The organism is Flavobacterium sp. NG2 (assembly GCF_034119845.1).
Lineage (GTDB): Bacteria > Bacteroidota > Bacteroidia > Flavobacteriales > Flavobacteriaceae > Flavobacterium.
On sequence record NZ_CP139420.1, the window covers coordinates 1,891,195 to 1,913,924 of the forward strand.

The 22,730-nt window shown below is 29.7% G+C and carries 19 protein-coding genes and 1 pseudogene; 14 read left to right on the top strand and 6 right to left on the bottom strand.

Features of this window, described 5'->3' with window-relative positions:
* Positions 1-80: 80 nt before the first annotated feature.
* The 12 genes and pseudogenes from SLW70_RS08115 to SLW70_RS08165 all read left to right on the top strand — a co-directional run bounded on the left by SLW70_RS08115 (position 81) and on the right by SLW70_RS08165 (position 16,321).
* Positions 81-707 (top strand): AAA family ATPase, encoded by a 627-nt coding sequence (locus SLW70_RS08115; protein ID WP_320891609.1) that lies wholly within the window; start codon positions 81-83, stop codon positions 705-707.
* Positions 708-743: 36 nt separating this feature from the next.
* Positions 744-4,409, top strand: a complete 3,666-nt coding sequence (locus SLW70_RS08120; RefSeq protein ID WP_320891610.1) for a hypothetical protein — start codon at positions 744-746, stop codon at positions 4,407-4,409.
* Positions 4,410-4,426: 17 nt separating this feature from the next.
* Positions 4,427-4,570: pseudogene (locus tag SLW70_RS16685) on the top strand (hypothetical protein); the annotation flags it as partial.
* A gap of 24 nt (positions 4,571-4,594) precedes the next feature.
* Positions 4,595-5,191 (top strand): hypothetical protein, encoded by a 597-nt coding sequence (locus SLW70_RS08125; RefSeq protein ID WP_320891611.1) that lies wholly within the window; start codon positions 4,595-4,597, stop codon positions 5,189-5,191.
* A gap of 39 nt (positions 5,192-5,230) precedes the next feature.
* On the top strand, positions 5,231-7,120 hold the full coding sequence (locus tag SLW70_RS08130) for an AAA family ATPase (protein WP_320891612.1): 1,890 nt from the start codon (positions 5,231-5,233) through the stop codon (positions 7,118-7,120).
* The gene (locus tag SLW70_RS08135) at positions 7,113-8,060 is read left to right on the top strand and encodes a hypothetical protein (RefSeq protein ID WP_320891613.1); all 948 of its coding nucleotides are present in this window, start codon (positions 7,113-7,115) and stop codon (positions 8,058-8,060) included. Before SLW70_RS08130 ends, SLW70_RS08135 begins: the two co-directional genes overlap by 8 nt.
* A gap of 290 nt (positions 8,061-8,350) precedes the next feature.
* On the top strand, positions 8,351-9,349 hold the full coding sequence (locus SLW70_RS08140; RefSeq protein ID WP_320891614.1) for a type IV toxin-antitoxin system AbiEi family antitoxin: 999 nt from the start codon (positions 8,351-8,353) through the stop codon (positions 9,347-9,349).
* Positions 9,324-10,166 carry a nucleotidyl transferase AbiEii/AbiGii toxin family protein gene (locus tag SLW70_RS08145; protein WP_320891615.1) on the top strand — a complete coding sequence of 281 codons (843 nt, stop codon included), beginning with the start codon at positions 9,324-9,326 and terminating at the stop codon, positions 10,164-10,166. Before SLW70_RS08140 ends, SLW70_RS08145 begins: the two co-directional genes overlap by 26 nt.
* 105 nt (positions 10,167-10,271) lie before the next feature.
* Positions 10,272-14,072: a hypothetical protein gene (locus SLW70_RS08150; protein WP_320891616.1), complete on the top strand. Its 3,801-nt coding sequence runs from the start codon at positions 10,272-10,274 to the stop codon at positions 14,070-14,072.
* A gap of 1,131 nt (positions 14,073-15,203) precedes the next feature.
* A complete protein-coding gene (locus SLW70_RS08155; RefSeq protein WP_320891617.1) occupies positions 15,204-15,626 on the top strand; it encodes a DUF6943 family protein in 423 nt (140 codons plus the stop codon).
* Positions 15,627-15,644: 18 nt separating this feature from the next.
* Positions 15,645-15,824, top strand: a complete 180-nt coding sequence (locus SLW70_RS08160; RefSeq protein ID WP_320891618.1) for a hypothetical protein — start codon at positions 15,645-15,647, stop codon at positions 15,822-15,824.
* A 164-nt stretch (positions 15,825-15,988) separates the two neighbouring features.
* Entirely contained in the window at positions 15,989-16,321 is a 333-nt protein-coding gene (locus tag SLW70_RS08165) for a YegP family protein (RefSeq protein ID WP_320891619.1), read from the top strand.
* Between the two features lie 87 nt (positions 16,322-16,408).
* On the opposite strand, the gene SLW70_RS08170 is transcribed toward SLW70_RS08165, so the two are convergent.
* From SLW70_RS08170 to SLW70_RS08195, 6 genes are all read right to left on the bottom strand, one after another.
* On the bottom strand, positions 16,409-16,585 hold the full coding sequence (locus tag SLW70_RS08170) for a hypothetical protein (RefSeq protein WP_320891620.1): 177 nt from the start codon (positions 16,583-16,585) through the stop codon (positions 16,409-16,411).
* Positions 16,572-16,787 (bottom strand): hypothetical protein, encoded by a 216-nt coding sequence (locus SLW70_RS08175; protein WP_320891621.1) that lies wholly within the window; start codon positions 16,785-16,787, stop codon positions 16,572-16,574. The genes SLW70_RS08170 and SLW70_RS08175 overlap by 14 nt, the downstream gene beginning before the upstream one ends.
* Positions 16,768-17,193, bottom strand: coding sequence for a DUF5675 family protein (locus tag SLW70_RS08180; protein WP_320891622.1), 426 nt, complete (start codon positions 17,191-17,193; stop codon positions 16,768-16,770). The genes SLW70_RS08175 and SLW70_RS08180 overlap by 20 nt, the downstream gene beginning before the upstream one ends.
* Positions 17,194-17,229: 36 nt before the next feature.
* Complete coding sequence (locus tag SLW70_RS08185) at positions 17,230-17,988, bottom strand: hypothetical protein (RefSeq protein ID WP_320891623.1); 759 nt, start codon at positions 17,986-17,988, stop codon at positions 17,230-17,232.
* 798 nt (positions 17,989-18,786) lie between these two features.
* The gene (locus SLW70_RS08190; protein WP_320891624.1) at positions 18,787-19,314 is read right to left on the bottom strand and encodes a DUF4252 domain-containing protein; all 528 of its coding nucleotides are present in this window, start codon (positions 19,312-19,314) and stop codon (positions 18,787-18,789) included.
* 6 nt (positions 19,315-19,320) lie between these two features.
* Positions 19,321-19,563: a hypothetical protein gene (locus SLW70_RS08195; protein ID WP_320891625.1), complete on the bottom strand. Its 243-nt coding sequence runs from the start codon at positions 19,561-19,563 to the stop codon at positions 19,321-19,323.
* Positions 19,564-19,650: 87 nt separating this feature from the next.
* On the opposite strand from SLW70_RS08195, the gene SLW70_RS08200 reads away from it, so the two are divergent.
* Both SLW70_RS08200 and SLW70_RS08205 read left to right on the top strand, forming a co-directional pair.
* Positions 19,651-21,045 carry a S41 family peptidase gene (locus tag SLW70_RS08200; protein ID WP_320891626.1) on the top strand — a complete coding sequence of 465 codons (1,395 nt, stop codon included), beginning with the start codon at positions 19,651-19,653 and terminating at the stop codon, positions 21,043-21,045.
* Between the two features lie 192 nt (positions 21,046-21,237).
* Complete coding sequence (locus SLW70_RS08205) at positions 21,238-22,509, top strand: Ig-like domain-containing protein (protein WP_320891627.1); 1,272 nt, start codon at positions 21,238-21,240, stop codon at positions 22,507-22,509.
* Positions 22,510-22,730: the final 221 nt, after the last annotated feature.

A 22,730-nucleotide genomic window follows, 5' to 3' on the forward strand; every position in this document is an offset into this window, starting at 1 on the left:
ATTGCGAGGCACGAAGCAATCTCACTTTGCGAACCTTGCGTTCAACATTTATACCCTTTGCGGTTAATTTTTTTAAAATTATGGAAACAGAAATAAAAAACCATTACAACTATCCCGTTATAATCCTTTGGCTCGAAAAAAAAGGCATCGAATTATACGGAAATCATTTCAAAATCCTTGAAAGCGATTATCCCATAATTTACAAACTCATTGCTTATTTCCTCAAAGACGAAGCGACTTGTTTTCAATACAACCTAAACCTCAACAAAGGAATTTTACTTTCTGGTCCAGTTGGTTGTGGAAAAACATCACTAATGAATTTAATGAAACACCTCACTTCTACTGACTATAAATTTTATGTAAAACCGTGCCGGGATATCAGCTTTGAATTTATCCAGGACGGTTACCAAATCATTCACAAATACAGCAAAGGAAAACTATACGAATCAGAACCTAAAACAATATGCTTTGATGATCTAGGAACTGAAAACAACCTAAAATACTACGGAAATGAATGTAATGTAATGGCAGAAATTCTATTAAGTCGGTATGATATTTTCACAAGTAAAAAAATTCAAACGCATATAACGACAAATCTTTCTGCAAGTGAAATTGAGAATGTTTATGGAAATCGAGTTAGAAGTCGATTGAGAGAAATGATTAATTTGATAGCTTTTGAAAGAGATATAAATGATAAAAGAAAATAGATATTAATAGTTATTTTTGTAATCTAAATCATTATAATGATAACTAGTATAGAACAAGCACTATTAAGTTGCAATCCAGATAAATTTGCCAATATTTGTAGATTATACCTAAGTTATAGGTATCCAATTGTAAATCCAACTGGATTAGTAGTCGGAAAAGAAAAGTCAAAGAAAGGAACTCCCGATAATTTTATTTCGGATAATGATTCTTATATATTTAGTGAAATTACAACCATTGATAAAAACCAATTAGTTCCGAAATTAAAAAAAGATATTGAACATTGTTTTAATCAAAGTGATATTTCTTCAGACAAAATAATTAGAATTATTTTAATCTGTAATCAAGAAATTACAACGAAAATTCAAGAAGAACTGAATGATCACAAAAACTCAATAAATAGATATACCAAACTAGAAGTAATTGGTTTGGATGCTTTTGCAACTATTATTTTCAGAGATTTCCCTTCCTTGTCCAAAGAATTAGGATTACCTATCGATACAGGTCAAATTTTAGAAATGAATGAATTTGTAATTCAGTATGAAAAATCAAAATTTGCTACACCATTATCAAATGCTTTTTTCAATAGAGAAACGGAATTAGAGAAAAGTATAGAACTATTAAAGCAGTATGATTTTTTACTAATTACTGGCCAAGCAGGTGTCGGTAAAACCAGATTTTCAATAGAGTTAGTTACTAATTATTTGAAAAGTAATCCAGAATATATTGTAAAATACATTAGAAACAATAATCAACTAATCTGGGATGATTTAAAAATACAAATTACAAAAAACAATAAATATATAATTGTTGTTGATGATGCTAATAAACTCAAAAGTAATTTAACATCAATTATAAATTTTAAAAATGAATTCAATTCTGGGGACATTAAAATTATAATGACTGTTAGAAATTATTTGAAACAAGAAATTGAATATCAACTCAAGGAAAACGGTTTAATTGAATTGGTAAATTTTGAGAAATCAGAATTAGCAAAAATCTTGCAATCCCCTGAATTTAATATTAATGATTATTATACTGATAGAATACATTCAATTTCAAAAGGTAATCCAAGAATTGCTCTTATGGGGGCTATTGCTGGCTTAAATAAAGAAATCGAAAAACTTACTAAAGCATCATTAATATTAGAAGAGTATTTTTCTTCGGCTAATAACAGCATAAAAGATGATTTAATTCTATTAAAGACTGCCGGGATACTAACACTTTTTAGATCTATCGATATTTCAAATTCAGGAGTAATTGATGAAATTTCAAAGCATTTTGATATCAGCAAAAATGAATTGGTAGAAAAATTAAGCCTACTAGTAAAAAATGAAATTGCTGACGAATACAAAAACACGTATAAAATTGCTGACCAAATTCTTGGAGAATATATTTTCTATTTAATTTTTATAAAAGAACAACATATTCCATTTAAACAACTATTGAATTTACATTTTGACGACCGTAAAATTTCATTGATGTCTCTTTTAAATCCAATAATTAGCAATTATGGTTTTCACGAAATAAAAGATTTGATATTGTATGATGTGAATCAAAAATGGAATGCTATTCAAGAAGACCGCGATAAATCAATAAAATTTTTAGAAAGCTTTTGGTTTTATTTAGAAACGGAAACAATAGTATTTATAAACAAAATCATAAGTTCAGAAACGGCTTTTGAAATAGATACTCTTGAGTTTGAAATTTACAAGGACAATTCTATTGAATCATATGATGATAAAATAATCAATCTTTTAGTAAATTTTCAAGACCTTCCGGATAAGTTTGAAGTGGCTTTAACATTATTATTAAAGTACGGATTATCAAGTCAACTGCTTTTTACTAAAGTCCTAAAAGTTTTTACACAATCATTTACATATAAAAGATTTAGCTATGAATATGGTTATAAAATTCAAATAAAACTTTTTGATTTTTTATATTCTAAGGTTAATGAAAATAGTCTTTTTTATTCTAAAATCATTCTATTTATAGCGAATAAATATTTAATTGATAGCTATGAGTGTCATTATGGTGGAAACGGAAGACAATTCTATTTTAATCAAGAATACATTGTACTAACTGAAGAACAAAAGAATTTTAGAACTAAACTTTTTGAATTCATTTTTGACTGTTATAAAAATACAGAATTAAAAAATAGTGTATATGATTTCTTTGATAAGCATCGGTATTCACACCTACATCAAAATGAGAAAAGAATAATAAATTTTGATAAAAAACTGATACTTCCTTTTTTTGAAAAAAAATTTAATAATGGAGAATTCAGAGAATCTTCAATTGTACATAATTATATAAGGAAACTTGGTTATTTAAAAATTAAGGTAAATAAAGAGGTGAAAAATCTTATTAGCTCAAAAGAATTTAAATTATGGTTATTACTAGACGAAGAAAAATTTGAAAGAAATGAAAAGATAATTAATAATTTTTCAGATTATACTTTTGATGATTATATAGATTTAATGCAGTCCGTGAATATAATTTTCGAAAATAAGAGTGGAAATTATTCTTGTTTTGAGACAATAACTAGTCCAGTTTCGGACATATTTAAAAATCTCGCTAAGAAAGATTTTAATCTGTTTATTAAAGTATTGGAAAATGTGTTTCAGTATGAATATTCAAAAAATCTATATTTTAGAGTAATAATATCAAATATAAATTTTGATAAAGATAAGGTTGAAAAATTAAAATTAGTATTTAAAAACAGTAGACATAGTGATATTAATTTAATGGAACTCTTTATAAGAATTCCAAAAGAATATTTAGAAATAGAGCACTATAATTCAATTGTGGATATAATACAAAAAGATGATTTCAAAAATATTTGGTTTATAGATCATCTTATAAAAAGGGTTTCTGATTTAGAATTGAATATTGAAATTGAAATTGAGAAGTTACTCGATATAATAATTCTAAAAACTGAATTAAATGATAATCTGTTTATGTCTGGTGATTTTTTCGAAATAGTCAATGACCACTATCAATCATCTTTCATAAGAAACTTAAAAAAAATTGAAAAGATTTATTTGTATTTAGATAATGCAGGAAGGCATTTTGATTATGATTTGAAAGTATTAAAGATGATTTTATCACAAAACCCTAATTTTATAATTGATTTATTGAAATATAATTTTGACGATAAAGACTATTTGTCTAGAAGAGATTTTGAAGAAAATGATTTCAAGAAACTTTGGGATTTGGACAATTATGAAATTGTTTTTAAAAATATGATTAATTATTTAGTCAATTTTAAAAGTATATTTCTCCACCGTGCTTCAGAACTTTCTAGTGCATTTAGAGGGGATAGCCAAAAAGAAATTGATTTTTTACATAATCAATTGCTGAATACTGAAAATAAAAAGATGATTGAATTAATATTCAATATTATCACTAGTATTTACCGAGATAAAATGTTAGACTTTCTGAAATTGATTTTAGATAAAAATTGTGATGCAGAACTTTTCAAAAGACTTGATTTTTATACTTCTGCTGGAATAACAATGGGTAGTAGATTGCCAAATATGCAATTTGAATTATCTCAATTTGAAAAAGTGAGAGATTTTCTTATAGAACAAAATAACATAAACTACTATGAATTTATAGAAATCATTAATCGAAATATTATGTATTCTAAAATGAGTATTGAAAGCGAAAGAAAAAGTGAATTCGTTAGTGAATGGGATTAATAACAAAGTAATTAAATATGTGTAAAAAAACAAGAACCTCAATTCCGCAACTCAATAAAGTCAGGGCAATTCTTCAACAAGAAATAAACTCTAAATGTCCTTTTTGTAGTGGAACTGATGTTGGACATTTCGAAATACATCATATTGATGAAAATCCAAATAATCATAAAACTGAAAATTTACTTTTGCTTTGCCCAACCTGTCATTCTAAAATAACTAAAAAGGACATTCTTATTGATGAAGTTTTGAAAGTAAAGCAAAATAAAACTAACCTAAATTCTATTATTCAATTTATTTCAACAACAATTGATAGTGAAAATTGTAGTTGGGAATCATACGAGAATATCCCTAATGCTTTTAAAGCAGTTAACCTTAAATCCTTATTTCCCATTTTTAATTTCAGTTTAATAAATAATTCTGACAAACCGGTTTTACTAACTAATATTGTTATTACAAATAAGCATTTGCCTGTTGGTCTTAATGGACCATATACTCCATTACCGTATATATTGAGACCAATCATAACTTATAAAATTAAATTACCTGGAAACAATAAAACAATCAATACATCTCTAATAGATGAAATAGTAATTCCGCAAGGAGAATTTTCCAAGTTTCAAATAGAATTATATTCTGAAAGTATGGATGATTTTATACCACCTAATAAATACGCTTTAAATTTAAAATTGGGTTTCAATAATGATTTCTATATTGATATACCAAAGATTTTATTGAATTCTGATAAAGATTATAATAAACTAACCTATATTGGAACAAACTAAACACTAAATTTAGAATAAAAAAACAACACTTATAACAAAATGAAACTAGTAGCAATTTGGGTTGAAGATTTTATGCGAATTAAGAATCAAGGTTTTAACTTTGGAGGTAAAAATACTTATGATTTCAATTTTAATAAAGAGGAAAGAATACTGAGAGTAAATTCAGTCAATACACCAGACTATTATGACTTATTTGATAATTCTGAAATCAAAAATATATCTGGAATAATAGGCATAAATGGATCAGGAAAGAGCTCTTTATTAAAATTGATAAATGTAATTTCAGCTGAAAAGCCTCTTGAAAAAAATGTTGTCATTATCATTGAAAACGAAGAAAAAAAGTCATTTGAAATATTTGATTATAGAAGTAGTACTTTCGGAGGTTTTGGAATGAACCAAGCTATTACTATTTTACTTCCTGAAAAAGGTGATTTTTCAAAAGAAACAGAAAAAAAACAAAAGTTAACAATCAAAAAAAATATAAATCCATTCAAAGAAATTGATTTAATCTTCTATTCAAACTTAACATCTAATCAAAATGTGAATTATTTAGGTTTAGATAATCATTTAAACCGTTCTGTTGATTATCAGTTAAGACAATCTCTCTCTCCAGAAAATGTATCTGAATATTTAAAACAATATAATAAAAAGAAAGAAGACAATCCTAAATTTTTACTTTTAGAAGAAAGCTTCAATTTACAATCTATATATCAAAATAATAGGTTAGAAAGAATGGTACGTTTTCTTTCTGATTACAAAGAAAATAATTTTTCAATTTTAGGTGAAATAAATTTCCCCGATAGAATAACAATATGGTTTAATGAAAATATTTTTTCTCAGACAATTAAAGTTTTAGAAAATTCTGAATACGATTTTAAAAGATTAAAAGAAATATCTGAGCATTGTTTTAAATCATATAATCAAATCACAAATCCTAAAGAGAAATTAAAAAATGGAATAAAATTTCATTACTTCTTTTTTGCTTTCTATAATGATTTTTTTAAAAGAAGTGGTGAATTTGGGTATCTAGAGAATATTTCAACTTTTGTTAAATCTGTTTCTTTAGATGGTAATATTTTTAACTCAATATTTGAATTTTTAATTTCTCACAATAGTGAAAAACAAAATTATGAGATTGATAAAATTAATGTTTTATTAAAAAACCTTGATATTCTACTCGAAAATATCGAAATAAATGAGTCAAAAGAATTCTTTGGTAATGGAAATTATGAACTCTCAATAAACAAGCATTTATGGGAATTTCTAAAAGAAATACTTCAAATAACAGATTTCAAATTTGAAGCTTTAATAGATTACCGTATTACTCCTTTTAGTTCAGGAGAAGAAGCCATTCTATATCAATTATCAGAGTTTCACGAAGCATTCAATCACTCCCAAAAAGATAATATACTAATTAGTATTGATGAAGGAGAATTGTATTTACATCCTGAATGGCAGAGAAAATATATAAATACCTTATTTCAATTTTTCCAACTTTATGGAAAAAAATATGAGAAAAAAATCCAAATCATTATTACCTCGCATTCTCCTTTTATAGTTTCTGATATTCCAAAACACAACCTAATATTTTTGACAAAAGATGGAAAAGGAAATTGTAAAGTATCTAAGTCGGAAAATCACTTACCAACTATGGGAGGCAATATTTTTGAACTTTTCAATGATGGATTCTATGTTAAGGAATTTATTAGCGAGTTTGCTTTCCACAAAATTAATCAAGCTATAAAGTGGTTAAATGATGAAGAATCAGAGTTTAAAGATATTCTTGAAGTTGAAAATTTCAATAAACTAATAGGCGAATCTTTAATTAGAGATGAAATTCAAAAAATGATTGATTTCAAAAAAATGAAAAATTTTGATGAATATTACGAACTCATTAAAACCAATAAATCTACCAACAAAAATGATTAGTGTACATTACTCAAATTATAAATCTTTTTTAGAAACACATTCAGAATCTATTTTGGACTATTGTAATACAATTGCTAAAAAATATAGTACTAAAAATATAGATAGTTTGATAAAAAACTATTTTAACGGATTTATAAGTGATTTTGAGGATTTGTTAAAAGCTAGTCCTGAAAAATTATATAAAATTAAAACTTATTTCGATGCACTGCCTTTAGCTGACCGAGAACTAATCAACAAAGATTTTGACCTCGAAACCCTGTATAATTATTTTATTAATGGAATCTACGAAAATAAAAAACTTGGTATTAAATATTCATCTTCGTATTTAGCCGATAACTTAGACATCTTCGCTTGTCCATATTGCAATGAAAATTTTACATATTCATTCAGGTATAAAGCTGGTGTCAATCCTGTTAGAAGAACATTTGATTGGGATCATATTTACTCCAAAACGGATTATCCTTTTTTAGCCATTTCATTCTTTAATTTAGTTCCTTGCTGTAAAGTCTGTAATTTTATTAAATCAGATCAAAATATAGATTTTTTTAATCCCCATCAAAATATTAACGTTAATGATTCTTATTTTTTTCTTCTAAACCCTACAGGAGCTGGTTTTATTACAGATACTAGTAAATTAGAATTAAATCTAGTTCTAATTAAAACTAAATATAAAGATGAATTCAAAAATTCTATTTCAACAATAGGTTTATTAGATAGATATAGAACCCATAAAGAAATTATAAAAGATATTCTCAATAAACAAAGAATGTATCCATTGACATATATTAAGGCTATTAGTCAACAATTACCCCTTAGTAATAGTTCCTCATTAAGCCAATTGAGGACAACACTTTATGGAACTAATTTCAACCATCAATATTATTATAAAAGACCTTTTTCGAAGCTAACTTTTGATATTTTAAATTATACCAAACCTTAATGTATTTATTAAGTTAAATATTAACCTTTGGCAAAAAAACTGTTTTATTGCCAAAGGTTAATTTAAACAAAAGTCTATTTCTCAATACTCCATCTATTTTTTAAATACGTTCATAAAAAGATTACTACAGTTTTTTTTGCACATATAATCTTTACCTTTTGACACAAGATAAACCTCATAATTTGAGGTTTATCTTCGTTATTCATATAAAATCAATATATTTGTTCATAATTTTTATTCGTTCACGAATAATGAACGCAAAAAAATAATGAACATAAAGAGTTTTTAGAATGAATGAAATAGATATTTTAAATAATGCGATACATAATTTAGAGAAAAATATTCCAATAAATTGGGACTGGAAAACTCTTGATTATAAAGAGCAAAAAGAGATTGATGGAGAATTAGCTATTATTGTAAACAATCAAAAAGTGACACTATTTGTTGAGATAAAGAAAGATGTTAAGAACCATCAGTTATTTAATATTCTCAATTATAAAAATAAATTCACTAATTTTTTATTGGTAGCAGAAAAATTATACCCTAAAGTAAAAAAAGAACTTCGTGAAAATCGAGTAAATTATCTGGAGGGCAATGGGAATGTTTATATTAATACAGATGATTTGTTTCTATATATTGATACGAATGAAGTGGCTAAAACTCAAAAAGAAAAAGGAAATAGAGCATTTACGAAGACGGGATTAAAAGTAATTTTTCAATTTCTATTAAACCCTAAATTAATCAATCAAACACAACGAGAAATTGCAGAAGTTACTAATGTGGCTTTGGGTAACATTCCATTAATTATAAATGGATTATTGGAAACTAATTTGATTGTTAGGCTAAACAAAAATGAATATGTAATCAATAATTATGAAGAACTATTAAACAAGTGGATTACAGAGTTCGAACAAACGTTGAAACCTACTCTTTTCAAACAACGATTTAGATATCAAAATAAAGATAAAGACTGGAGAACAATACCATTAAACACAGACAAAACAGTTTGGGGTGGCGAGCCTGCTGGAGATATACTTACAAACCATTTACGTCCAGAAAAATTTACTATTTATACAAAAGAGACCACAAAAGAACTAATACTAAACTACAAGTTATTGCCTGATGATGAGGGGGAAATAACAGTCTATGATATGTTTTGGAATAATGAATACAATACGAATACAGCCCCAAACGAATTAGTATACACTGATTTAATGATTACAGATGATAAAAGGTGTAAAGAAACTGCAAAATTAATTTTCAATGAACATATCCAACCAAACCTATAAAGAACTAGCGATACCATACTTCAAAGAAGTTTTCGATTGTATTGATGAAGTAATGATCAAACTAAATGTACCCTATTATTTAATCGGGGCAAGTGCAGTAGCTTTAAACCTTTTAAGAGACGGAATCAAACCCAGTAGAGGTACAAAAGATATCGATTTTGCAATAATGATTTCTTCTATTCAGGAGTTCGAATCAATTGTGGAAGAACTTGTTAACTTTGGATTTAACAAAGTGCAAGCACCTTGGACACTTTACCATCCCAAATTTAATACCGTTATTGACTTAATGCCATTTGGCGAAATTGAAGAAAAATTCACAGTAAATTTCAATCAGCGTAACACCTATTTACACGTATTAGGACTTACGGAAGTATTACAAGAGCCGGAAACAATTAAGATAGAAGAAAAATCTTTGCAAATTCCATCATTACCTGGAATGGTTGTTTTAAAACTAATTGCTTGGAGCGATAGACCCGAAGATCGTGGTAATGATTTGTATGATATTTTAAGAATTATAGAACATTATTTTGACTTAAATTTTGATGAAATAGTAGAACACCATTTTGATATTTTTCCAAATGATGATAAACTAGACCAACTTAAAATTTCAGCAAGAGTATTAGGACGAAAAGCCAGTAAGTTTTTAAATGTTTCCAAAGCAATAAACGATAGAATCCTAAAAACCATAAATGAGAATGTTGTAAATGTCGAGAAATCAGCAATCGCAAAACAATGGATTAGGGATAAAGACTGGGACTTAAAATATGCTGTTGAAATACTGGAGGAATTAAAAAAAGGATTGACAGAAATAAAGTAGCCTTGTTTTTTTTTACAATAGCTAAAATGAATTATTCGTTTTAAATTTAATGTAATCACTTACATTTCAATCCATAAATAGATTATTATAACGTAATTAAATATTATGAGACTTATTACTACTGGAGAGATCGAGAATTGGGCTGACACGATTGAGTGCAAGTATTATCTTCCACAACTGATTAGGAAATTAATAATAGCAACTATCGATTTTAATTCTATAAAACATTTACAATTCTCTTATGGTGAGGATGTAAATACAGGAGGGTATGATGGAGAATTATTAACTGAATCTGAAAATTTATTTGTTCCTTTTGGAGAAACTGTATGGGAATTTGGAACAACCAATAATAAAAAAGGAAAAGCAGACGAAGACTATGAAAAAAGAAAATTAAACCCATTAGATAAAATACCTAGTGAAACTACTTATGTAAATATTAATGGAAAAAAATATCGTGATAAAAAAAAGTGGATTACTGAAAAAAAAGCAGAGAGTTTTTGGAAGGATGTAAGGTATCTAGATGCAATTGATATTGACCAATGGCTCGAATTGGCTCCACAAGTTGAAATCTGGCTTGCAGAAAAATTAGGAAAACCTACTAATGGAATATTTACTGCTGAGGAATATTGGAAAAGATGGAGTGATAATAAAGAAGTTAAAATACTACCAGAAATAATTGCGGGAGAGAGTAGAAAACAAGAAATCGAAAAAGTAAAACAGTTCTTAAATAGTGAATATGGTGTTTTATATATAAAATCAATTACAAAAGATGAAGCCCTAGTTTTTCCTTTAGCAATTTTAGAGCAATTTGATGTATCCGAAAAAAATGATTTATCATCAAGAACACTTATAATTGATAATAAGGAATCTTTTAATCGAATAATACAAACAAGTAGTCCTCTAATTATTATCACAAAATTTCAAGCAGATAGTACTGATATAAGTGGAGCAATACACAAAGGACATAAAATTATAGTTCCATTGAGTCCTTCTGATGAAATTAATGCAGATAAAATCGATTTATCAATCATTTCATCGGATGATTTTGAAAATGGCTTAAAAAAGATGGGAGTTGATGACGAACAAGCTCGATTATTAACAAAAAATTCGGGACGAAATATTTCAGTCCTTAGAAGATTATTGAAGCTCGACAATATGCAACCTAAATGGCTTGAAAAGATAAATGCTACCGATATCATTCCAATACTTTTAGCAAATAGATTTTCCGAATACAAAAATGGAGACAAAGAGATAATTGAAAGAATAAGTGGTACATCATTTCCTGAATATGAAAAATTTTTAAAGAACTTATTAAATCAAGAAGATACTCCTATTTACCATATAAATGGTGTTTGGAGATTAATCTCTCCAACAGATATTTGGTTATATATCGCAAAATACGTTTCAAAAGATGATTTTGAAAAACTACAAAAAATCTGCTTAGATGTTTTAAGTGAAATTGCTTATAAGTATAGTCTACCAGTAGCTGAAAGAGGTGATTTTATTCAAAGACCTACTACATCATCTACATTTTCATCCAACCTTAAAGAAGGCTTATGTGAAACTTTAGCAATAATATCAATATTGGGTGAAAAATACGGAATTGACACTATTCTTCCTGACATATTTGTTGATAGAATAATTCAACTTATCCTCGAAAAAGACACTGTTGTTTGGCGGTCTTTATCAAGTAACCTTATGATACTTGCAGAAGCATCACCGATAGTTTTCCTAAACAATTTGGAAAGAATATTAAAAGATAAATCCGCATTAGCATTCTTTGAAGAACAACAAGGATTTTTACATACCTCGAATGATTTAGCTCCCTTATTATGGTGCTTAAATATTATTGGCTGGATGCCAGAAAATTTAACTCGTGTTACTTTAACTCTATGTGAACTTATAAATTCTTCTCCTGATAAATTCCCAACCACAAATACACCTTATGACACTATAAAAAGTATATACCGAGTTTGGTACCCTCAGACTAATGCTAGTGCTGAAGATAGAAAAAAAATATTAGATGTAATTATAAAAAAACATCCCGACATATCATACAATCTTCTTGTAAGTATGGTTGGAAGTCGTAATGATACTGCCTTTCATACTCCAAGACCCAAATTTAGATTGTTTTCTGAATTAAGAAAAATTAAAGTTACTTATAATGAGATTTCATATTTGAGGAGATTTTGTGTTGATAATATAATTACACTCTCATTAAATAATTTAAATAGGACACTAAATCTTATTGATTTACTAGATGATATTGATTGGGACAAAATCGAAGTGACTCTTAATGCAATTGAAACAGGTTTAACATTCGATTCAGAATCAAAAAATGAAGTTTATCAAAAATTCAGAGAGTTTATTGGGAGACATCGGAGTTATCCTGATGCTGATTGGTCATTAAATACTGAGATACTTGATCACATTGAGGAGACAGCTGTAAAATTTAAAACTGATGATTATATATTAAGCGAAAAATATCTTTTTGAACATCATCATCCAACATCAATTGAAGGAAAGCTTGGAAATGATTACAGAAAACAAGAACAAGAAATTTTAGAAAAGAGAAAAATATTTTTAGAAAAAATCATTTTAAATTATGGGATTGAGAAAGTTTTCGAATTAGCAGACACAGTTGAACATCCTCATATCTATGGAAATGTTTTAGCTATGATTTTAGAAATTTCTTCGGAAGATACTTTTAAGATCTATCAACTTATAGATTCTGATAATTCTAAATATATTTCTTTAGCAAATAATTTTATTTGGGTTTCTGAAAACAGGACAAGTAGGAAAGAACAAATCATTGTTTTAGACAAAATGATTCAATCCGGCATTTCTAAAAATGGAGTTGTGAAGTTTCTAATGTCTATGCGAGGAAATATTGATTTATGGAAATACATACAAGAAGAGCAAAACAATGAAATTGAAAGCCTCTATTGGAAATCTCAGCAGTCTAACCTTTTCCCAAATAGTAAAGAAGAATTAATGTTTTCATTAGATAAACTGCATAAATTTAAAAAATCTATTGTTTTCCTGAATACTTTAGCAACAAATATTAATCAGTATTCTGAAATAAAAATTTCTTCAGATGAATTATTAATCTTACTGGAAAAAGTTGAACTGATTGATTTTGAAGATAGTTCTCAATTTGACAGTCATAGCTTTGAAAATATACTGGAATTTCTGTATTCCCAAAATGATTATGATGAAGAACAAGGAGCAAAAATTGAAATGAAATTCCATTTTATGTTTAAAAGCTATCATTATCTCAAACCTAAAAATCTTTATAAAATAATGTCTAAAAATCCTTCTGAGTATATGGCAGTAGTTTGTCAAATGTATTTACCAGATGATGAAAAGCTTCGAGCGGAGGAGATAGAAACAAGAACCAAGAATCAGAATTCGCAACTTTTTTTTGAATTTAATTATACCTTATTAGAAAGTTTTGATTATATCCCTTCATTAAAGTTAGACGGAACATTAATTAAAGAAGAGCTTAACGGTTGGGTTAATGAGGTTCAAAATTTAGCAAAAGATAATTATAGAGCAGAAATTACAGATCGATGCATTGGAAAATTATTAGCTAAATACCCGATTAATATCTCGGAGACAAAAGGCTATCCTATTGAAATATATGACATAATTGAAGATATAAATAGTGAGAATATAAATTCAGCCTTTGAAATGCAAATTTCAAACAACTTAGGTTCTACAACCAGAGGAGCTTTTGAAGGTGGAAATATAGAACGCCACAAAGCTAAATTCTTCAATACTCTTTTTGAAGACACAAAAATAATTTATCCTAATGTATCTTTAATATTTAAAAATTTACGAGAAAAATATTTACGAGAAGGGAATTGGGAAGATGAAAATGCTTTACTTAGAAGTTTAAGTTAATGTATTAGTAAACAAAAAGATATAAATTAAAAATAATATTTTTTTCATTCGCTGGTAAAAGGGAATTTTACATTTTATAAGTCACTCCTTTGCCAACGCTCCTAAAGTTTTTGTACGTCCTAGAACGTTTAGGGTTCAAAAGAAAATTTAATGGTAGGGCAACAACTTTCCAAAGCTATGTTGCATAATATGGCATTATAGTGCATAAAAAATCACGGGCAATCAAGCGGTCTCTCTTCGGTCGTTCCCTTTGTTCCGTTCGGCTGTTCCAGTCGGGCTACACTATTTTGTGGAATTACTTATTTCAATTTAACTACCCATAATCCTGAACTTTTCGAATTGCCCTCCGTTCCACAGACACGGCGCAGTCACAATAAAACAGCAGCTTGAAAATAAGCAGCTGTTTTATTGCACTGCTTGTTCCTCATCTTCACACGGTCTCTTCCTGCGTTCGGTCGGGCTTATGCATCCATAATACCGCTTCATTCCGTTACACTCCGCAGGCTACGTTTCTCTACATTCCAGCAGTATTATGTCTGCCGCCCTCCATTTTTTCAGCGGTTGCTCCTTCGCCCAGCCATCGGGGTTGGCTCGCTCCACAATCTACATATAAGTATGTTTAATGTAAAAGGGCTATTATGATTTCTTTTCAACTTTAGTACCTGATGGTCGCTATGCCCTGAATCAAGGTTACCCGCCAAAAAAAGGCGGGAGTCTTTTATTGTTTCCCCGCCGTTACACGCTCATACCCGCTACGTTTCGCTCCGTACCTGCGCTCAACTCTCGCGTCTATGGTGGCTGTTCGATTGCCGCAACCCCGCCACTGCGCTCCTCATCCGCAAATAAAGTTCCTTGCCCCAAAAAAGGGGCACCACTTTATTTGCTCCTTGCGGTGCTTGGGGGTGTTTGATTGCTGTTTTTATAAAGACGTTTATGCAAAAAAACTAGAACGCTACTGCATTTTTTTAAAAGAAAAAGAAAAAAAGGCAGCAAGTTTAGCATCCATTCCTCACTTTCAGTCGGTCGTTCCTCCCTCCGTTTTCGTTCGTCATTCCTGCTATTATAGTGGCTTTCTTTTTTTCTCTTTTTTCTTTTTAAAAAATAGGTTGAAATTTTTAAACCAAAAGTCTTATGTCGAACTTCATCATTAAAACTCACCAAAAAGGCACTGTTTATATAGGAAGCCAAATCTTTATTTTGAATAAAGGTTTAAATAGTGGTAAACCCCAAAAAGAACCTTTTACCAATAGCTATGTAATTCTTTTCCAAAACGAAGAAGATATCGAAACAATTTATTGGTTAGCATATAGTCTTTGGAAATCCAGTTTTTGGAAACCATTACTTGTTGGTTCTGTAATTCCATTTTTACGGATTCATGATTTCAAAAATACATTTAGCAGCAAAATAAATCTAACGCTGCAGGAACACGAACAACACCTTAAACAAGTTCAAGCGTTGAGGTTGCTAGAGCAAAAAGAAAACCATTTGAAGCAAAATATAGCAATGATTAATACAATGCGTACAGCTATTTTACATTGGTATCACAAAGTATAATCTTAAAAAACCTTAACTATGAAACTATTTATTTTATATCAAACGGATAAATGGAAGAATAAAGCATCTAGAGTTTACTTTGGTGTATTTGATAGCAGAAATAAGGCTATTGATATTGCAAAATACCATGGCTTATATTGTTCTTGTGCCGAAGTGGTAATTGAAGAAATCACTTTGAACCAATTTGAAGAAAGTTAACAATTAATAAAGAGTCTAATCAATCTAAATTAGGCTTTGTTTTCTTTTGGAATATTCTTTAATGTACTGTCAAAAATAAATAAATTAAAATATTTGATTTTATTGTAGGATTTATAAAACATAATTATTTAAATTAGTAATCTATAAACTTAAAAATCAATAAAATGGGGAAATTTGTAATTACTAAAAGAAACAATGGTGAATTTCAATTTAATTTAAAAGCGAATAATGGCCAAATCATCCTAAGCAGTGAAGGTTATACTACTAAAAGTGCCTGTGAAAATGGTATTGAATCGGTGAGACGTAATTCCCAAGACGATAATAAATTCGACCGCAAAACTTCCTCTAATGGTAAACCATATTTCAATCTAAAAGCCACCAATGGTCAAATCATTGGGACAAGTGAAATGTATGAAAGTACCGCTGCTCGTGATAATGGAATAGCTTCAGTTAAAAGCAATGCACCAGATGCTTCAGTTGAAGACTTAACAAATTAACGATTTTACTAAACACAAAAAAAGCCTGATCTCACGACCAGGCTTTAATTTTGTTTAACCCAAAGGTCACCACAACTAGGGCTAAACTTATTTTTTGTGCCTCTTATTTAGGCTTTTAAGCAGTAACGAAATCGTAAAACTGACAATTGCTCCAACAGTAGCCAAGACAGCTGTTTTTACAATATCTTCAGATTGAATATTAGGTACTATACTTAAAAATGTGCCTCCAGCAGTTCCCATTAAAGTATGGTTATTGGCTGTCATCAATCGTACTTAGCTGGCTTGCAGCTGACAAAACACCTCCCGCTACAGCAATATAACCTCCAATAGTAATTACTATTACAGGCAGAGCAATTGGAGCTGCTAAGATTGTTCCTCCGATAGCTGCCATAGCCAAACCAACATTTCGAAGCACTTTAAAAAATTTTGGTGTGGGAGCTGTCGCTCTATTTATAATTTTTTTCATAATTTTTAAATTTAGATTGAATAATTAACTCGATCCGTTCGTTATTGTCTAAAGCTTTATAAATAAAGGCTTTTAGGCTCGTAAAAGCTTTTCTAGACATCAAACCTAAACCTGGTCCTGAAAGTTTTGTTACTGGAGCAATACAACCTTTCAATTCATGCAAAGCATTATTGGCAGGATGAAATAAAATCAGACTTCTGTTTTTTACTTCCAATACTTCCAAATGCCATTGAAATTTTTGACTGTATCGCTTTCTTATACAATATTTCCCTTCCGGAATGCAGGAAACTTGCGTTTCGTTATTCTTCCAAGGCAATTCAATGGTGTTACAGATGAATTTACCCTCGCATTCAAGTTTACCATTAGTTCCATCAGTGAAATAAGTTCTATTTAATATAAGTATCATACTGATCACTAATTACTGAACACTGAATACTAATTATTAAACACCGCTATCAACTTTCACAATCGATAATGGATTGTAAGAACCATTTTTCAAAGGATACATTGCTCCATTTACATCTTGGTAAAACTCTAGTCCAAGAGCCAAGAATAACGGTTTTGTGCTAGCTGGTGTAACAGCATTTGTTTGGCTAATTACGGCCGTAGCATTTATATCCCAAGGCAAAATTGCCGTTTCTGAATGCGCTTCAACAAATGTTTCCGCTTCAAAATCAATTTCCGCACCTGCAGATATGATTTTAAAATGCGTTGTTCCAGATGGAGCAGCAATCATATTCAACGGAACAAATGAAGCCAAATCAACAGTAATATTTCCAGTCGCACGATCAATTGTCCCTACAAAAGGAGCAAATAAACTGGTTCCCAGTTTCCCTCTAATATTGAATTCGAAGCCTGCTAAAAGTTCAGCTTCGCCATCAATTACATTTCTTAATCCCCTAACACTTATGATATCAGCTTGGATAACCTTAACCATTTGTTGCGTCAATCGACTAACCATTTTACTGTCTGCAGAATTCAATAGTAAAGCTCTAAAAGCCGTTCTTAAAATCTTTCCCGCCTTACCTGCTCTACCAAACTCAGAACCGTTTTCACGTGTTCTTTGAAACGCTGGATCATTTTTAATTCTGCTGGCATCAATACCTCCTTTTTCACGTGCCAAATGCCCATCTTGCGTTTTGTAAAAAGTAATATCACCGATAGTACCTTTCAATTTAATTATGCCTTTCTGTCTTGCCATAATTTCTAAAATTTAAGTTTAAAACTCACTAAACACTCCTTCATTCCGAATACTCGTTGCAACTAAATCTCGAATGATTTTTAGCAAAGTTTCTACCTTTTAAACCTAATTTCAAAAAGCGAATGTCAATAATGGTACTAAAGAGTAAATAATTACCCATTTTAATCACTTATTCATAAAGTGAATTCCATAACTTTGTAGAAAAACGAAGCTTATTGATTCTATGTTGAGGTTACTCATAAGCATACCAAAGGCATAGATAATGTATTAAAATATAGAAATGTGGTAGGAAGTAATACTAGGGTATGTATTTATCCAAAGGATGTACAACGTATTACAGGTAAAACATATAGACAGGCAAGATTGTATTTAATTAAGGTAAAAAACAGCCTCAATAAAGAGCCTCATCAATTAATTTCAATAGAAGAGTTTTGTGACTTTTCAGGACTACAAATTGAACACGTTTTACGTTGTATTATCGGATAGCATTTGATGCTTCTATGAAGCTTTAAACTGTTCCCTATTCATTAAAAACTAGTTTATTAAGTAGTTCAAAGAATAGTCTAAAGTATTGTATTATATAGGAATATTGATTATATTTACATGAAATATTTTTTAATGTTCTTTACTGGTTTTTACTAGTGACCTATTTAATGACCTATCGAAACATATAACAGCTAAAGCCTTATAAACACTAGCATAAAAAGAGGAATACAAATCCCTCTTTCTCCGCCAAAAGAAACCCGAAACGAAAGTTTCGGGTTTTTTGTTTTAAGATTGTAATTGAGAATAATTTTGTTACCTCTGTTTGGTAGCTTTTTTCAATTCATCGCCGCCGGGTATTTTCATTTTGTCGGTTAAAACGGCTATTTCATTTAAGCCAAAATTTCCAGTTAAAGACATTAAAACAGTTTCGTTATCTCGGCCACTACCTTCGATAAACATTAATAATTCTTTTATTTGAGAATCTGAAGCACCTGATTTTACAACAATTCTAATGTTTTTTCCGTTTTCGTTTACTTTCATTAGTTCTTCCAAGCCCACTGTTTTAATGTATTTATCTGCAGTAGCTTTCATATCTGAAGCAGCTTTGGAATTTGTAGTTGTAAATACTTTCAGATGGTCTAGTTTTTTGATTAAAGTCATATATTGTTGCATCTCTTTGTCGGAGGCATCTACTTTTACCTTACTCATCAATTCAAACATTTTTTTATTTACGACAACTGCTGTAATGCCATCTTGGTCACTGAATTTATCTAATATGTTTTGAGCAAACAAAGTCGGTGCAACTGCTATCAGTAAGAATAGCACGATGTATTTTTTCATAGTTTTTTATTTTTCTTTAAATATTTTGTTTTTTGCAAGTTCGTATTCTTGAATCTGTATTACACTTTTCATGCCACGATTCAATTGAATAGAAACTGAAGTTAATGTTTTTTGTGTGTACAGGAGTGCTATTTCAGGATTTTCAAAACTTCCTAATTCTGTTTTTTTGCTCTTAAGGTTAAAAATAGTTGTTATGATGATACCCACAAATATTAATAAAACGATACATTTTGCTATTGTTAAATTCATGGTAGTAATCAATTATTTAAGTTCGTAAAGCAATTAATTAAAACTAAAGATAGTATTTTTACGTTAATTAGTTATAAAAACAATATTATGAAGATCAGATTATCGATTTTATTTTTCTTTTTAGTTGCAGGCTTTGTTTTTCAGGGATGTGAAGATAATGATGATATTGCACTTCCTACCTCGCTTCAAATTAATGATTTTATTTGGAAAGGACTTAATATAAATTACTTATGGCAAGCGGATGTTTCTAATTTAGCAGATAATCGATTTCCAAATCAAGGACAATACACCAGCTTTTTGTCTAATTATACTCCCGAGGATTTATTTAATGTTTTGCGAATTGATAAGTCAATTGATCGCTTTAGTTGGATTGTAAGTGATTATACGGTATTAGAGCAGGCTTTGCAGGGAACGACAAAAAATAACGGAATAGAGTTTGGATTGAGCTATAAACCAGGAAGTCAAACGGAAATTATTGGCTATGTTCGATATATAATTCCGGGTTCAGATGCTGCCACAAAAAATATAAAACGAGGGGATATATTTTATGCAGTTAACAATGTGTCGCTGACGATTTCAAATTATTCATCGCTTTTATATAGTGCAGCGGAAAATTATAGTTTAAGTTTTGCTGATTTTGATGGAACCAATTTTATTCCTAATGGTAAAGTTATTGATTTTACAAAAACGGTTTTGAATGAAAATCCTATTTTTATCAATAAGATAATCAATTCAGGAAGTCATAAGATAGGCTATTTAATGTATAATGGATTTTATTCCAATTATGATGTACAATTAAATAATGCTTTTGGTTTTTTAAAAAGTGAAGGGATTACGGATTTGGTATTAGACTTAAGATATAACGGTGGAGGGTCTGTGCTTACGGCAACACGATTAGCAAGTATGATAACAGGACAGTTCACTAATCAAGTTTTTACTAAACTAACCTATAATAAAAAAAAGAGTGCTAATAATGTGAATTACCTATTTCCTAGTAAAATTAGCGCTACAGAGATTAATAGTTTAAACTTATCTAAAATATACATACTAACAACGCAAAGTACGGCTTCTGCAAGTGAATTAATTATTAATGGTTTGTCTCCGTATATTAATGTTATACAAATAGGGGATGTGACTTACGGTAAAAACGTTGCTTCGGTTACTTTGTATGATTCTTCTAATTTTAGTTCTTCAAATCGAAATCCAGATCATAAATATGCAATGCAGCCTATTGTAGCCAAATCAGTAAATAAAAATGGTTTTGGCGAGTACGAAAAAGGATTGGTTCCTAATCATAGTTTGAAAGAGTCATTACGTACACTTGGTGTTCTTGGTGATGCCTCAGAACCATTATTAAGTACAGCAATTGGGAAAATTACAGGTACAAGTAGATGGGTAAAACAAACTACGGAAAATGGAGCGATAGACTTAGTTAATGATTCAAAAACCTTAAGTGGTCGTAACGAATTGCATATTGAGTAGTAGTAAAGAACTGTTGAAATTTGTTTTATTGTTATATTTTGTCTAGTCATGAAAAATATGCTATCCTAAGTAGAAAATAGTAGTTATGTTCAGTTATTGTCTAGTTTGAAATTCATTAAGTCACTCCATGAATAATTAATTTTGTATATGGATTAATCTTGATTCAAATGAATTAAAATCAAATAAAAAACAATGCAAGCAAAAAACTTTAAGCAAATTAAAAAACAAGTTAGCCTCATTTTGATAGCTGCGGTTATTTTATTCAGTTGTAGTAGTTCTCCAAATGAAGAACCTGCAACTGTGAATAGTAAACCTACAGCCCAGGACGATAATCTAACTGTAAATAGAAACAGTAGTTCTGGAGTGGCTAACCAAGTGACGGTTTCTTCCAATGATAACATAGGTAAAGATGGTGGTAGTGGTGATAATTTTAAATTATTGTCAAATGCCACAAATGGTACGGTAACTGAAATTAGAGACGGGGTTTTTGAATACATTCCCAAAGCAAATTTTCATGGATCGGATAGTTTTACCTACACCATAACTGACAAAGATGGCGACAAAGCTACAGCAACTGTTCATGTTACAGTAAATTTTGTACTTGTAGCTGCAGATTTTAACAATATTGATCCTAATTTACCTTCTTTCGTATCCTTACAGAATACCACGCCAGAGGGTAAAAAATGGGTAAAACAAGAAAATTTATCGGATGAATTTAACAGCTGGGATGCTAACAAATGGTTTAAATCTACATGGAATTACGGCGTTCCTGTTTTTATGTCTACATCTAGTGCTAATTCTGGAGTTGCTGATGGAAATTTATGGATAAAAGCTACGTTGAATGAAACTAATCCTGAAGGGCGCTGGTTTCAGTCGGCTAGGATTCACTCTAAGACTAAGATTAGTTACCCTATGTACACTGAGGCGAGAATTAAAGCAGCACATATTTCGGCCTACAATACTTATTGGCTAAATAACGGAAACTCCACAAATAGAGATGAGATTGATATTATTGAAAACAACTCAAAGCCTTCTTGTGGTTGTCAACCTAATTTTCCATTGCAAATGAATTCGCAATATTTTCATGCTGATTCAAATAAAACACCTGTTGAAATAAGGAATGAGGACAATTTTCATCAAAACAATTTATCAAGTGTGAATCCGCTTAAAGGAGTAAAGTGGAACGAAAACTACCACACTTTCGGGGTTTGGTGGAAAGATTCTAAAAACATTCAATTTTATCTTGATGGTGAGCCAGCGGGTAAGGTAGTGGTAGGACAAGACCGTTCAGGACAAACCTATATCAATCGTGAGTTTACAAGAGAATTAGAGATCATTTTTGACCTATGGACAGCCGATGCTAGTTGGCTAGGTGGTCTTGCATCCAAATCTGATTTAGGGGATAATTCAATCAATACAATGAAAGTGGACTGGGTAAGAACTTGGAAATTAGAAAATAAATAAGCTCAATTATTGGTCACAAAAAAGAGTTAAAACTATGCACTTTAGTGCATTTCGCTTTAGCTTCTAAAAATTTTAGCCACAGATTATAAAGATTTAAAGGATTAATCTGTGCTAATCTTTTTAATCTGACAACCAAATCTACGGGCTTTCAGTTCATAGTAGTTTAGTTATAGTGATTGAACAGCTTTGTAGCTATAAAGGTTATTCTGGAAAAACATCCT

Coding starts and splice junctions, on each gene's coding strand:
- SLW70_RS08115 (WP_320891609.1), top strand. CDS start 81: ATGGAAACAGAAATAAAAAACCATTACAACTATCCCGTTATAATCCTT.
- SLW70_RS08120 (WP_320891610.1), top strand. CDS start 744: ATGATAACTAGTATAGAACAAGCACTATTAAGTTGCAATCCAGATAAA.
- SLW70_RS08130 (WP_320891612.1), top strand. CDS start 5,231: ATGAAACTAGTAGCAATTTGGGTTGAAGATTTTATGCGAATTAAGAAT.
- SLW70_RS08135 (WP_320891613.1), top strand. CDS start 7,113: ATGATTAGTGTACATTACTCAAATTATAAATCTTTTTTAGAAACACAT.
- SLW70_RS08140 (WP_320891614.1), top strand. CDS start 8,351: ATGAATGAAATAGATATTTTAAATAATGCGATACATAATTTAGAGAAA.
- SLW70_RS08145 (WP_320891615.1), top strand. CDS start 9,324: ATGAACATATCCAACCAAACCTATAAAGAACTAGCGATACCATACTTC.
- SLW70_RS08150 (WP_320891616.1), top strand. CDS start 10,272: ATGAGACTTATTACTACTGGAGAGATCGAGAATTGGGCTGACACGATT.
- SLW70_RS08155 (WP_320891617.1), top strand. CDS start 15,204: ATGTCGAACTTCATCATTAAAACTCACCAAAAAGGCACTGTTTATATA.
- SLW70_RS08160 (WP_320891618.1), top strand. CDS start 15,645: ATGAAACTATTTATTTTATATCAAACGGATAAATGGAAGAATAAAGCA.
- SLW70_RS08165 (WP_320891619.1), top strand. CDS start 15,989: ATGGGGAAATTTGTAATTACTAAAAGAAACAATGGTGAATTTCAATTT.
- SLW70_RS08170 (WP_320891620.1), bottom strand. CDS start 16,585: ATGACAGCCAATAACCATACTTTAATGGGAACTGCTGGAGGCACATTT.
- SLW70_RS08175 (WP_320891621.1), bottom strand. CDS start 16,787: ATGAAAAAAATTATAAATAGAGCGACAGCTCCCACACCAAAATTTTTT.
- SLW70_RS08180 (WP_320891622.1), bottom strand. CDS start 17,193: ATGATACTTATATTAAATAGAACTTATTTCACTGATGGAACTAATGGT.
- SLW70_RS08185 (WP_320891623.1), bottom strand. CDS start 17,988: ATGGCAAGACAGAAAGGCATAATTAAATTGAAAGGTACTATCGGTGAT.
- SLW70_RS08190 (WP_320891624.1), bottom strand. CDS start 19,314: ATGAAAAAATACATCGTGCTATTCTTACTGATAGCAGTTGCACCGACT.
- SLW70_RS08195 (WP_320891625.1), bottom strand. CDS start 19,563: ATGAATTTAACAATAGCAAAATGTATCGTTTTATTAATATTTGTGGGT.
- SLW70_RS08200 (WP_320891626.1), top strand. CDS start 19,651: ATGAAGATCAGATTATCGATTTTATTTTTCTTTTTAGTTGCAGGCTTT.
- SLW70_RS08205 (WP_320891627.1), top strand. CDS start 21,238: ATGCAAGCAAAAAACTTTAAGCAAATTAAAAAACAAGTTAGCCTCATT.